General features: G+C 43.6%; 14 protein-coding genes and 1 tRNA gene. 2 read left to right on the plus strand and 13 right to left on the minus strand.

The annotated features are described in order from the left end of the window. Positions 1-125: 125 nt before the first annotated feature. Positions 126-1,391: a DUF1668 domain-containing protein gene (locus tag NST56_RS15205; RefSeq protein ID WP_326190981.1), complete on the minus strand. Its 1,266-nt coding sequence runs from the start codon at positions 1,389-1,391 to the stop codon at positions 126-128. A gap of 217 nt (positions 1,392-1,608) precedes the next feature. On the opposite strand from NST56_RS15205, the gene NST56_RS15210 reads away from it, so the two are divergent. After that, the gene (locus tag NST56_RS15210) at positions 1,609-2,436 is read left to right on the plus strand and encodes a YsnF/AvaK domain-containing protein (RefSeq protein WP_339177535.1); all 828 of its coding nucleotides are present in this window, start codon (positions 1,609-1,611) and stop codon (positions 2,434-2,436) included. Positions 2,437-2,493: 57 nt separating this feature from the next. Here NST56_RS15210 and NST56_RS15215 read toward each other — a convergent pair. From NST56_RS15215 to sdhC, 12 genes are all read right to left on the minus strand, one after another. Beyond that, positions 2,494-2,567, minus strand: a tRNA-Arg gene (locus tag NST56_RS15215). 130 nt (positions 2,568-2,697) lie between these two features. Then, positions 2,698-3,207: a YfcE family phosphodiesterase gene (locus tag NST56_RS15220; RefSeq protein WP_010335197.1), complete on the minus strand. Its 510-nt coding sequence runs from the start codon at positions 3,205-3,207 to the stop codon at positions 2,698-2,700. Between the two features lie 14 nt (positions 3,208-3,221). Further along, positions 3,222-3,818 carry an XTP/dITP diphosphatase gene (locus tag NST56_RS15225; protein ID WP_168748466.1) on the minus strand — a complete coding sequence of 199 codons (597 nt, stop codon included), beginning with the start codon at positions 3,816-3,818 and terminating at the stop codon, positions 3,222-3,224. A gap of 12 nt (positions 3,819-3,830) precedes the next feature. Then, on the minus strand, positions 3,831-4,568 hold the full coding sequence (gene rph, locus NST56_RS15230) for a ribonuclease PH (RefSeq protein ID WP_010335199.1): 738 nt from the start codon (positions 4,566-4,568) through the stop codon (positions 3,831-3,833). Positions 4,569-4,678: 110 nt separating this feature from the next. Next, complete coding sequence (gene gerM / locus NST56_RS15235; protein WP_029441379.1) at positions 4,679-5,779, minus strand: spore germination protein GerM; 1,101 nt, start codon at positions 5,777-5,779, stop codon at positions 4,679-4,681. A 115-nt stretch (positions 5,780-5,894) separates the two neighbouring features. Continuing rightward, entirely contained in the window at positions 5,895-6,713 is an 819-nt protein-coding gene (racE, locus tag NST56_RS15240; protein ID WP_339177541.1) for a glutamate racemase, read from the minus strand. Positions 6,714-6,720: 7 nt separating this feature from the next. Continuing rightward, the gene (locus tag NST56_RS15245) at positions 6,721-7,161 is read right to left on the minus strand and encodes a MarR family transcriptional regulator (protein ID WP_010335201.1); all 441 of its coding nucleotides are present in this window, start codon (positions 7,159-7,161) and stop codon (positions 6,721-6,723) included. Between the two features lie 238 nt (positions 7,162-7,399). After that, on the minus strand, positions 7,400-7,624 hold the full coding sequence (gene gerE / locus NST56_RS15250; protein WP_003184172.1) for a spore germination transcription factor GerE: 225 nt from the start codon (positions 7,622-7,624) through the stop codon (positions 7,400-7,402). Between the two features lie 115 nt (positions 7,625-7,739). Then, positions 7,740-8,183, minus strand: coding sequence for a thioesterase family protein (locus NST56_RS15255; protein WP_229146566.1), 444 nt, complete (start codon positions 8,181-8,183; stop codon positions 7,740-7,742). A gap of 57 nt (positions 8,184-8,240) precedes the next feature. Further along, positions 8,241-9,002, minus strand: coding sequence for a succinate dehydrogenase iron-sulfur subunit (gene sdhB, locus NST56_RS15260; protein WP_010335203.1), 762 nt, complete (start codon positions 9,000-9,002; stop codon positions 8,241-8,243). Positions 9,003-9,004: 2 nt separating this feature from the next. Continuing rightward, positions 9,005-10,765 carry a succinate dehydrogenase flavoprotein subunit gene (gene sdhA, locus NST56_RS15265; RefSeq protein ID WP_326227478.1) on the minus strand — a complete coding sequence of 587 codons (1,761 nt, stop codon included), beginning with the start codon at positions 10,763-10,765 and terminating at the stop codon, positions 9,005-9,007. A gap of 35 nt (positions 10,766-10,800) precedes the next feature. Continuing rightward, on the minus strand, positions 10,801-11,409 hold the full coding sequence (sdhC, locus tag NST56_RS15270; protein ID WP_003237652.1) for a succinate dehydrogenase cytochrome B558: 609 nt from the start codon (positions 11,407-11,409) through the stop codon (positions 10,801-10,803). Between the two features lie 292 nt (positions 11,410-11,701). On the opposite strand from sdhC, the gene NST56_RS15275 reads away from it, so the two are divergent. Beyond that, positions 11,702-12,148 carry a YslB family protein gene (locus NST56_RS15275; protein WP_010335208.1) on the plus strand — a complete coding sequence of 149 codons (447 nt, stop codon included), beginning with the start codon at positions 11,702-11,704 and terminating at the stop codon, positions 12,146-12,148. Positions 12,149-12,158 lie beyond the last annotated feature (10 nt).

Genomic DNA, 12,158 nt, shown 5'->3' on the forward strand with positions numbered 1-12,158 from the left:
TTCATCTTCTGCTATCTAGGCAGCATTCTACATTAGCAATCTGCTACGTTTTTTCCTTCTAGACAACTTTCTCGATTGCTTATCACACAAAAAAACATCCAGCATTGTACTGGATGATTGAATTATTATTTATATTTATTCACTTCGTACATCAAAATATTTTTAAACACAACATAATCCTTTTTACTTTCAAAAGGCCCTTTGTTGTTGTCATGCTCATCAATTTCATAAAAGCCCGGTCCCTCTCCAGCGTCACGCTGCTTATACCATTTGAGGAAACCGTTCACTTCTTTCATGGACAGCTGATATTCTTTTTGCAAACCGTTTACCATGGTGACAACAAGGAGGGCGTCTCCGTCTTCTGCTGAATTATCCTCAGAAGGTGTTGTTGATCCATTATCCTTATCTCCTGGATTCTCAGCCCCATCGGTTGGTATGTTTAAATCCTTTAATGAGATTGACATAACTGATTTAAATTTAGAGAATGCACTTCCAGTAAAACTGGATGTTTCCTCTCTTCCACCGATTACGTAGAGAGTATCATCAATAATGGCAGAAGAATGAGCCATTCTGTAGGGGACTTTAGGGTTTGTCACAGCTGTAACTGATTGACTTTTGGGATCGTACACCTTTATTCGGTTTACACCTCCAGTCATCAGAATTTTTCCTTTATAAGCAAGCGCAGAATAATATCCTGCTGTGAATCCTTTACCATTTTCTACCCATGTGTCTTTTTCTGGATCATAAACATAAACGATTTGGGGTATATAATGAGTTCCGCCAAGAATATATAGTTTATTATCAATTACTGCTGTAGAAGCTCCGGTTACTGCTCCGGTTACTTCATAATTTAATTTTTGTTTTTCCTCCCATTTCTTCGTTTCTAGATCATAACTGTAAGTCGTTGCATACGAGTTACTTGCAGAACCTACAACATAAATTTTCTTTCCAATAGCTTCTGCATAAATCTTATAGGCTGGAACCATTTTTTCAAAGGGTAAGTCAACCAATTTTTCCCACGTATCTTTTTTTGGATCATATACTTCTACTGTCTTGACAACTCCATCGTTTGACCTTCCACCCATGACATAAATTTTACCGTCAACTGTAACAGTCGCAGCTCCTCCCCTCTCCGTGGGCATGTCCGCTTTTTTTGTCCATTCATTTGTTTTAGGATCGTAGACAAACGTTTGATTTCCATAAGTACCTGATTTTACTGTTCCGCCACCTATCACATATATCTTTCCATCTACTACACCGCTGCTTGCGCCGACACGCGGCTCAGGCAAATCTGCTCTTTCTTTCCATTCAACTGTTTCCGCGCTAACTGTTTGGAGCGATTGAAACAGCGTAATCACGAATAAGAAAAAAACAATGAACCATTTTTTCAAAAGAAAACACTCCCTTATTTTATTGTTTCACATAACAAATATCGGCAAGACTACGATTTTTTTCATATCTTTTCCTGTATATTCATTTTTCAGGAAATTCTAATCCGAGTTTTCTCTAAAAAACTCGGATGTTTTCAATCTTGTTTATTTTAAAGAGCAGCGGGAATTACAAACGACATGAACGATATAATGCAAAATCATAAAGGAGGAGATTAATATGACAAAAAGTGTAGTTGGTGTATACGAAACTCCACAAGAGACCATTGCAGTGATTGAAGGCTTACTAACAAAGGGGTATGATTCTGACGATATTTCTGTTGTCACAAATCGCCGGGATACCGATTATCTCGAATCTCGTACAGGGACAGAAGTAAATCAAGCCCTTGAAGCTAATGATAGTGATTCTGAATCCTTTTTCGATAAACTGAAAGATTATTTCACAATGGATGATACAGGCGCACACAGCAAAGCATTATCAGATCTGGATATCTCAAATGACGAAATAGACAAGTACCAAGAGGACCTGGATGACGGAAAGCTTCTCGTAGCCGTTGATACAGACGCAGACTTAGATACGCCTATTGATAACGGCAATGCCCTTTCAGGCGGCTTTGCAAATGCAAATGAGACAGTGGACTATACAACAAAAGAAGAAAAGACCCTGCCGCTTCGAGAAGAACAGCTGAAAGTGGATAAAGAAGATATCCAAACCGGTGAAGTGGAAATCGGAAAAGAAGTCAAAACAGAACAAAGAGATATAGACGTTCCGGTAAGACATGATGAAATTTACGTTGAACGCCGTCCGGTGGATGATAACACGGCAGACGCTTCTCCCGTAAATGACTCAGAAACGGTCAGAGTTCCTATCGTTGAGGAAAAACTTGAAGTGACCAAAAAACCCGTTGTTACGGACGAAGTGGTTATCGGGAAACGGACTGTCGAAGAAAATGAGCATATTTCTGAAACTGTAAAAAAAGAAGAACCTCGTCTGAATAAAGAAGGAAATGTCCGCGATCTGGATGATGATACGTTAAATAACAAATAAAAATCATCATAAACAAAAACCTCAAATCCTTAAAGGATTTGAGGTTTTTTCTTGGTACGTCCCAGGAGAGATTCGAACTCCCGACCGACGGCTTAGAAGGCCGTTGCTCTATCCAGCTGAGCTACTGGGACACGTTTTGTTTTTTTGTTTTCGCTTTAACTATCAGCGACAAGATTTATTATATATGGGTTGCAATGATAAGTCAACGGTTTTTTAGAATTTTTTTCATGAGGAAGAAAATTTTCTTCCTCATGTGATATTTCATAGGGTTACACGGTGTTGCAAATCAATGATTTCATCGCCTGCTTGGTTATAAAAACGCACTGTCGCTGTATCATTTTCTAAAGACAGTATAGCATAGCTTTCTGTGCTGCGCACCCTTGGAAGGCGGATGCTGCCTGGATTAATCATCAGTTTTCCGCGCAGCATTTCGCTTCCTGCGATGTGTGAATGCCCGAAGCATATGATTTCCGCTCCAAGCTCCTCTGCACGATAGTATACGTTTAGCAAGGTCTGTTTAATACCATGAAGGTGTCCATGCGTAACCAATATTTTTTTGGAACCGGCCGTCAGCAGGAGCTCGTCCTTAAAATCGCCGATAAAATCACAATTGCCTTTTACAACGGAATAAGGCTCTAACGCCGGATGGCCGGTTTCAAGCTCAGAGTCTCCGCAATGAATCATGAGATCAACATCCGCTTCATGACGTTTCGCGATGGTTTGGAGTTCTTCTTCAAGTCCATGGCTGTCACTGATAATCAGCACGTTCATATATACGCTCCCCCTTATGCCTCCAACAGCTTCGACAGCTTTTTAAGTGCGTCAGCCCTGTGGCTGATTTTATTTTTTTCATCACTTGTCAGCTCTGCCATTGTCTTATCTTTATCTTTGACGATAAAGATCGGGTCATAGCCAAAGCCGTATTCTCCTTTCGGCTCCTCGGCAATATACCCTTCAACATGCCCCTCAACAGTTTTTGTTTCCTCTCCCGGAATACTCACGGCAAGCGCGCAGCGAAAACGGGCCGTACGCTGCTCTTTTTCGATGCCTTTCAGCTCACTCAGCACTTTATCGATATTCGCCTGGTCATCTTTCTGTTCCCCTGCATATCGTGCTGAATAGACGCCGGGGCGGCCTCCTAAATTATCAACGGACAAACCCGAGTCGTCTGCAATGACCATTTTGTTCACTGCTTTTGCCACCGCTTCCGCTTTTAGAATCGCATTTTCTTCAAACGTATGGCCTGTTTCTTCTATCTCTTCTGTAAATCCAATTTCAGCTAATGATTTTACCTCGTACCCTCTCGGCTCAAGAATTTCTTTAAATTCCTTCACTTTTCCCGGATTGTGAGTCGCAATAATTGCTTCTTTCATGATGATCAAGCCTTTCTGTCATTATTTCAGCTCTGGAAGAGAATCGCCCAGTACTTCTTTTTGCTTGTCAATCAGTTCCTGAATGCCTTTTTCTGCAAGACTGAGAAGGCCATTCAGATCCTCACGTGAAAAGGTTGCCTCTTCCCCTGTTCCCTGAAGCTCCACAAAGCGGCCGCTGCCTGTCATGATGACATTCATATCAACTTCAGCAGCAGAATCTTCTTCATAATTTAAATCTAACAAAATTCCCTGCTCTTTATCAATTCCGACAGAGATCGCTGCCAGGAAATCAGTGAGCGGGTTTGTTTTAATTGTTCCCGCTTTGAGCAGCTTGCCAATTGCGATCGCCATGGCAAGATATGCTCCGGTAATGGAAGCCGTTCTTGTTCCTCCGTCCGCCTGAATGACGTCACAGTCAATCCAAATCGTACGTTCACCCAGTTTCTCTAAATCAACGACTGCCCGAAGCGCACGGCCGATCAAACGCTGAATTTCCATCGTTCTGCCGGAAATTTTCCCTTTGGAAGATTCTCTGATCGTTCTTTGATTTGTAGCCCGCGGCAGCATGCTGTACTCAGCTGTAATCCACCCTTTGCCTCCGCCCCGCAAAAACGGTGGTACGCGATCCTCTACAGATGCGTTGCAGATTACTTTTGTATTTCCCGCTGTTATTAGAACAGACCCTTCCGGATGGCTGATAAAGTCCAAATCAAATGTAATTGGACGCAGCTCATCATGTTGTCTTCCGTCATGTCTCATGTTTTACCTCCGATTGTATGTACATAAACCATTTTTGTCCCGGAATTGAATAAAGAAAGAGGCAGCCGGAACGCTAACCTCTTTCTTTCTAGTATATCAAAAATCCCAATTTAAAAACTACCCGTATTCACTTGAGACGGTCTGGATACCGCTTCTGAAAGTTTTTCGCCTTTTTCGTTCACGAGTTCGGCTTTCCCGTTCACTTTAACGGATACGCTTTTTACATCCGGCTGCTCTGTTAAAGTCAGCACAATGCTGTTGAGCACTTCTGAAGAAATCATTTTCGTCTTTTCATCGGCGCTTCCGAAAATGGATTGATTAAAATCTAGCGTTACACGTCCATCTTTGATTTTCGGCTTACTGACCAGCTTCACATCTTCGCTGAAATCCGTCAACAGGCCGCTCGCCTTGCTCGGGCCCTCAGCCAGTTCATTAATAGCCGCTGTAATGTCGTCTGTTTTGGAATTGTCAATTCGTTTTGTTACCGGCACGTAATATTCACTGTCATCGTTTTCCGCTAAATAATAGACTGTCAGCGGATGTGTAGCTGTGAGATCATTGACGCCGGCAGTTTCCAAATTAATCCCGTCCTTACGGCTTAAATCGTCTGAGATCGGCGTGCCGCCTACAGGCATCTCCTTCAGTTCATGGCCGTTGATTCTCAGCTTCACTTTATCAATTGAACTGAATTGAGTCAGCGTCCACGTCACCGATTGGACGATTTTCTGTTCATCTTCCTTCTTATAGTTTTTAAATTCTTTCGAGAAGTCCGCTATAGCAGTGCCATCTTTTTTGATGTCTACGTTAACAGTTGTGTCAGCCGGCAAAACGGCTCTGAAGCCATTCGGCAGAATCTCTGACACAGGCCCGCCCTGCACAAGGTATTCAAGCGCCTGCTTAGCCGTTCCTTCACTTTTCGGAAGAGGCATCGTTTGCGCAACGACATAACCGTTTTTATCAATGAGATAAAGCTCCCTCATCACTGTAGAAGAGTCCTGATTCGCTTTTTCGGTATCACTTTTTTCATTTTTTGTTTTTTCGGCTGCTGTTGTATTTGAATCGGTCCCCGCTTCATCATTTACGTATGTAACGTCTTGAGGCGGATCGATTTCCTCGGCTGTCTTATCGGATTGAAATAAACCGCACCCGGATAAAAGCAAGGCAGAGGTGAGACAAGTGGCACCAATGACTGCAGGTCCTTTTTTCAGCATACTTTTCCCTCCTAAGGCTGTTTGTACTACTATGTATACGAGCCTCAGCGGGAAATAGACCGATGAATTCCATTAAAAACACAAAAAACCCGCAACACGCCGTTGCGGGGCAAAACTATCTTCTAATTGGTTCTCGCAAAGAGATGCATTCTACGTGATCTACTTCATGGCCAAACCAGTCATCTGCTATTTTCGCAAACTGATCCCGTTCTCCTGTAGTCAGGAATTGATGATTCGGGGTAAACGAAGATTGATTCAGTAGTCCTTTATACGATAGAATCGTACTTACTTCCCGGGCTGTTTCATCGCCTGACGAAATAATATTCACATGCTCTCCCATATATCTTTGAATCGCGTCTTTTAAAATAGGGTAATGGGTGCAGCCTAAAATCAGCGAGTCAATCGATGTATCTTTTAACGGAGATAGTGATGTTTTGACAATCTCGTCTGCTGTTTTGTCCAGAAACTTTCCGCTTTCCACAAACGGCACAAGCAACGGACAGGCAAGATTTTCAACCTTCAGTTCGGCATTTAATGCCAGAAGGGCTTCTTCATAAGCATTGCTCTTAATGGTATTTTCTGTGCCGATCACACCGATATGCTGGTTTCCCGTCACTTTTATCGCTGCCCGCGCACCAGGCTGGATCACCCCGACCACCGGAATATCGACGTCGCGCTGGATGTCTTCCAGTGCAATTGCTGTCGCGGTGTTGCAGGCGATCACCAGCATCTTAATGTGGTGGTTTTTCAACAAATAATTTGTCAGCTCCCGCGTGTATTGAAGCACTTCTTCTTCAGGACGCGGCCCGTACGGACACCGTTTCGTATCCCCTACGTAGATTATATTTTCTTTTGGTAGCTGTCTCATGATTTCCTTTGCAACGGTTAACCCGCCAACCCCGGAATCAATGACTCCTATTGGTTGTTCCAACAAAATCGCCTCATTTTCTCTTCATTTCTTGCTGCAGTTTCATCAATGATTTTTCGAAGATGGCTATTTCTTCATCTGTAAACGTTTCGAACATATCACGCAGGTATTCCTGCCTTTTTGTAATGACTTCTTGGATAATGCGTTCTCCTTCTGGCAGAAGGTGTATCCTGACGACACGTCTGTCCGCCGGGTCCTTTACCCGCTCGACAAGCTCATTTTTTTGCATACGGTCGATGAGATCCGTCGTCGTGCTGCATGCCAGATACATTTTCCCCGATAGTTCGCCGATTGTCATGTCTCCTAATTCATAAAGCCATTGCAGACCGACAAATTGCGGCGGCGTGATTGCGTATTGGTTTAGGATTTCTCTTCCTTTTTGTTTAATGATCGCGGCAATGTGGCGGAGCGACTTTTCAATGTCCGCAACATGCTCCAAAGGTTTTGATGTCATTTGTCCATCCCTCACTCAAGGATCTCTTACGCACAATAGCGTTCCGTGTCTATTTTCCTTCTTTTCTATAGAAAATGCAAGACTCGCGGGACGAGAAATAGAGGGACATTAGGCAAATGAAAGCAAATTGAAATCTCGTTTTATATCGTATCATCCTGGTTTAAAATAGGAATTCGGAACTTTTCAGACAAACAGCAATAACCGGCTCCCTCCTGAAAAGAAGGAATACCGGCAAGGATTAAAGCTCTAGCTCACCCATTCTAAGAAGCTCAACAACGGCTTGCGAACGCCCTTTCACACCCAATTTCTGCATGGCATTTGAAATATGGTTTCGAACGGTTTTCTCACTGATAAATAGCTCGCTTGCAATCTCCTTTGTTGTCTTATCTTGAACGAGCAATTCGAACACTTCTCTTTCTCTTTTCGTTAGCAGCGGCTTCGATTGAAATTCTTTCTCCTTCAAGTATTGTAACCCTCCTTGCTAAGGTGAGAGCGAATCTGAAACGAATGGGTTTTGATATAGTCAAGATATCATATGTCAGGAGGGCTCAGGAGGTGACGTTTACAGAAGAATTAGTTTATGGTGTATGGAGAAGCTTTTCTTTCTCCTCATTCGTCCAGCTGACAGCCTTTCCGCTTTCCTTTGACACTTGAACCATGACAACAGCTCCGGTGAAGCAGGGCTCCCCTACGCTATTTTCTCCGAGGTAATGCAAAGTGAGGGATGAACTGCCGACAGCGCTTGTTTTCACATAAATACGCAAGTCTTCATAAGGCATGACTTGGCGCAGATAATCACATTGCTGACTGGCGACCACGGTCATGGTTTGCTTATTTTGTTTCATCATATTCAAATGTTTAAAATAAGATATCCTCGCTTCTTCAAAATAGATGAAAGGGATTACATTATTCATATGTCCAAACATATCTGTCTCAGAAAATCGTACAGAAACTTCATTAAAAAAAGAAAAGGATTCTTTCCATTTTTGAAACGGCATGTCAATGTAAGCAGGAAGCTTCATTTCACTCATCTCCTTATTGTTAAAAAACCTCTCCCATGCGGAAGAGGTTTTTTCTTCTTATACTCTGTCGCTTCCGAAGAAATTGCGGAATGCTTGTAAGTTTGTATCCCTGTTTAAGGCAGCGATAGAAGTGGTCAACGGAATGCCTTTCGGGCAGGATTGAACGCAGTTTTGCGAGTTGCCGCAGTCTGCAAGGCCCCCTTCTTCCATCAGTGCTTCCAGCCGGTCAGATTTGTTCATGGCACCTGTCGGATGGGCGTTAAACAAACGGACCTGAGACATCGGAGCAGGCCCCATGAATTTCGATTTACTGTTTACATTCGGGCAGGCTTCCAGGCAGACACCGCACGTCATGCATTTTGATAATTCATATGCCCACTGGCGGCGTTTTTCCGGCATTCTCGGTCCCGGTCCTAAATCGTACGTGCCGTCGATCGGTATCCATGCTTTTACTTTTTTCAGCGAATTAAACATTCTGCTGCGGTCAACCTGCAAATCACGCACGACCGGGAATGTTTTCATCGGTTTTAAGCGGATCGGCTGTTCAAGCTGGTCAACAAGCGCCGTACACGACTGGCGGGGCTTTCCGTTTATGACCATTGAACATGCGCCGCATACTTCTTCAAGACAGTTCATATCCCAAGTAACAGGAGTCGTCTTTTCACCTTTCACGTTAACCGGATTCCGGCGGATTTCCATTAGAGCGGAAATAACGTTCAGATTCGGGCGGTATGGAATCTCAAATTCTTCATCGTAAGGCGTGCTGTCGGGTGTATCTTGACGTGTGATAATAAATCGTATGGTCTTTTTCTCACTCATGATTATTTCGCCACCTTCTTCTTCGAGTAATCCCGTTTCCGAGGCGTTATCAGTGATACATCGACATCCTGATACTCAAACTCCGGCGCTTCATACGGGCTTACATGTTTAGCCATTGTTGTTTTGAGCCATTCATCGTCATTACGCTCAGGGAAATCCGGTTTATAATGGGCGCCCCTGCTTTCATTACGGTTGTAAGCACCCAGTGTAATCACCCTGGCAAGCTGAAGCATGTTTGAAAGCTGGCGTGTAAACATAGCTCCCTGGTTGCTCCATTTTGTCGTGTCATTGATGTTAATCTTTTTATACCGCTCCATTAGCTCCTGAATTTTGTCATCTGTTTTCAACAGCTTGTCGTTATGGCGGACAACCGTCACATTCGCCGTCATCCATTCCCCGAGCTCTCTATGGAGGACGTACGCATTTTCGTTTCCGTCCATATTCATAATCTCAGCCCATTTATCTTCTTCTTTTTTCACGTGGGCATCGAATATCGATGAAGACAGATCCTCTGCGGAAGATTCTAAGCCGTTTACATATTTAACAGCATTCGGTCCGGCTACCATTCCTCCGTAAATCGCGGAGAGGAGGGAGTTTGCTCCCAAGCGGTTGCCGCCGTGCATGGAGTAATCACATTCTCCAGCGGCAAACAGTCCCGGAATATTTGTCATTTGATCGTAATCAACCCATAAGCCGCCCATTGAATAATGAACCGCAGGGAAGATTTTCATCGGAAGTTTGCGCGGATCGTCTCCCATAAACTTCTCATAAATTTCAATGATGCCGCCGAGCTTAATGTCAAGCTCTTTTGGATCTTTATGAGACAAATCGAGATATACCATGTTCTCGCCGTTGATGCCGAGTTTCTGATTCACACACACATCAAATATTTCGCGTGTCGCAATATCACGCGGCACCAAGTTTCCATATGCAGGATATTTTTCCTCAAGGAAATACCACGGTTTACCGTCTTTGTATGTCCATACACGTCCGCCTTCACCGCGTGCAGATTCACTCATCAGCCTTAATTTATCATCCCCCGGTATGGCTGTCGGGTGGATCTGAATAAATTCTCCATTTGCATAATACGCTCCCTGCTGATAAACAATCGATGCAGCAGACCCTGTATTAATCATGGAGTTTGTGGATTTACCGAAAATGATTCCCGGTCCGCCCGTCGCCATAATCACAGCGTCTGAACGGAAGGATTCAATTTGCATGTTTGTCAGGTTTTGGGCGACAATTCCGCGGCAGGTTCTGTCATCATCTAATACAGCGCCAAGGAATTCCCAGCCTTCGTATTTTGTGACCAGACCTGCAACCTCGTATCTGCGCACTTGCTCGTCCAGAGCATAAAGCAGCTGCTGGCCAGTCGTCGCCCCTGCATAAGCTGTTCTGTGGTGCTGTGTACCCCCAAATCGGCGGAAATCAAGCAGCCCCTCAGGCGTCCGGTTAAACATGACGCCCATCCGGTCTAATAAGTGGATGATTGACGGCGCCGCTTCACACATCGCCTTAACCGGCGGCTGATTGGCAAGAAAGTCTCCCCCGTATACAGTATCGTCAAAATGTTCCCACGGAGAGTCACCTTCCCCTTTTGTATTGACCGCTCCGTTGATGCCGCCTTGGGCACAAACCGAATGAGAACGTTTCACAGGAACGATGGAAAACAGCTTAACCGCCATTCCTGATTCCGCTGCTTTAATTGTCGCCATGAGGCCGGCAAGACCCCCGCCGACTACGATAATGCTTGATTGACTCATGATAGCCCCTCTCCCTCTAGTAATCTAGTACTCTCTTATACAAATGCAAAAATCGCTTTTAAGCCTACGTAAGACAGTGCAACAAAAATAATCAGCGTAACGTATGTCGAAATTCTTTGAGAACGAGGCGTTACCGTGATGCCCCATGTAACAGCGAAAGACCATAAACCGTTCGAGAAGTGGAAAATGGTTGATAGTACACCTACAATGTAAAAGCCCAGCATAGCCGGTGAGCTCAAGATATTCGCCATCATGTCAAAGTTAACCTCAGCGCCCATCTGTGCAGCAATGCGTGTTTCCCACACATGCCAGCTCACAAAAATGAGGGTGATGATACCCGTTACACGCTGCAGGACAAAGAGCCAGTTTCGCATATAGCTATATTGGCCTGCGTTATTTTTCGCAGTAAACGCTATGTACACACCATAAACTGCATGATAAATTAAAGGTAAGAAGATAATAAAGATTTCCAGAGCATACCTGAAAGGCAGACTATCCATAAAATGAGCAGCATTATTGAATGCTTCCGCGCCCCTTGCGGCAAACTGGTTGACGACCAAATGCTGAATCAAAAAGATGCCGACCGGTATGACGCCAAGCAAGGAATGCAATCTTCGAAAATAAAACTCTCTGTTCCCAGACATTACTTTACCCCCTGTTTGATAAGTGCGAAATGTGCTAAATCTCTTCCCCCACTTCTTTCAATTGTAAGCACTTTATTAAGATTTATTGACAATTTCATTTTACTCCTACCACAAAAGGGCGTCAAGAAAACGCGTACATAAATTCTAATTTTCCGAATTGATTAGTTGATTCAAAAATTTTATTTTATCAATATATAATTCTTTCTTAATTTTTCATGAGAATTACAGGATCATTCTGTAATCCTCCCCCCTGTTTGGGCTATAATATACGAAGGAGAGAGGGGAGACAGATATGAAGTCTAAATATGAAGCATCAATACATAATCTAAAAGAAATTGAAATGAACGCCTATGCCTATGAACTGATACGAGAGATTGTTCTCCCAGACATGCTTGGCCAAGATTACTCTTCCATGATGTATTGGGCAGGGAAACATCTCGCCCGAAAGTTTCCTCTTGAATCATGGGAGGAATTTCCGGCTTTCTTTGAAGAAGCAGGCTGGGGAACCCTCACAAACGTTAGCGCAAAGAAACAGGAGCTAGAATTCGAGCTTGAAGGACAAATCATTTCCAATCGGCTCAAATATCAGAAAGAACCGTGCTTTCAGCTGGAAGCTGGCTTCATCGCCGAGCAAATTCAATTGATGAATGATCAGATTGCCGAATCATACGAACAAGTAAAAAAGAGAGCCGATAAAGTGGTTCTGACTGTTAAATGGGATATGAAAGACCCTGTTTAATGAAAAAGGC

Origin of the sequence: Bacillus sp. FSL R5-0560 (assembly GCF_037966305.1) — a bacterium.
In the GTDB taxonomy this organism is placed as follows: domain Bacteria; phylum Bacillota; class Bacilli; order Bacillales; family Bacillaceae; genus Bacillus; species Bacillus mojavensis.

Excerpts from the sequence above, each read along its gene's own strand:
- NST56_RS15210 (WP_339177535.1), top strand. The coding sequence starts at position 1,609 with ATGACAAAAAGTGTAGTTGGTGTATACGAAACTCCACAAGAGACCATT.
- NST56_RS15220 (WP_010335197.1), bottom strand. The coding sequence starts at position 3,207 with ATGAACGTGCTGATTATCAGTGACAGCCATGGACTTGAAGAAGAACTC.
- rph (WP_010335199.1), bottom strand. The coding sequence starts at position 4,568 with ATGAGACATGACGGAAGACAACATGATGAGCTGCGTCCAATTACATTT.
- gerM (WP_029441379.1), bottom strand. The coding sequence starts at position 5,779 with ATGCTGAAAAAAGGACCTGCAGTCATTGGTGCCACTTGTCTCACCTCT.
- NST56_RS15245 (WP_010335201.1), bottom strand. The coding sequence starts at position 7,161 with ATGACATCAAAACCTTTGGAGCATGTTGCGGACATTGAAAAGTCGCTC.
- NST56_RS15255 (WP_229146566.1), bottom strand. The coding sequence starts at position 8,183 with ATGAAGCTTCCTGCTTACATTGACATGCCGTTTCAAAAATGGAAAGAA.
- sdhB (WP_010335203.1), bottom strand. The coding sequence starts at position 9,002 with ATGAGTGAGAAAAAGACCATACGATTTATTATCACACGTCAAGATACA.
- sdhA (WP_326227478.1), bottom strand. The coding sequence starts at position 10,765 with ATGAGTCAATCAAGCATTATCGTAGTCGGCGGGGGTCTTGCCGGCCTC.
- sdhC (WP_003237652.1), bottom strand. The coding sequence starts at position 11,409 with ATGTCTGGGAACAGAGAGTTTTATTTTCGAAGATTGCATTCCTTGCTT.
- NST56_RS15275 (WP_010335208.1), top strand. The coding sequence starts at position 11,702 with ATGAAGTCTAAATATGAAGCATCAATACATAATCTAAAAGAAATTGAA.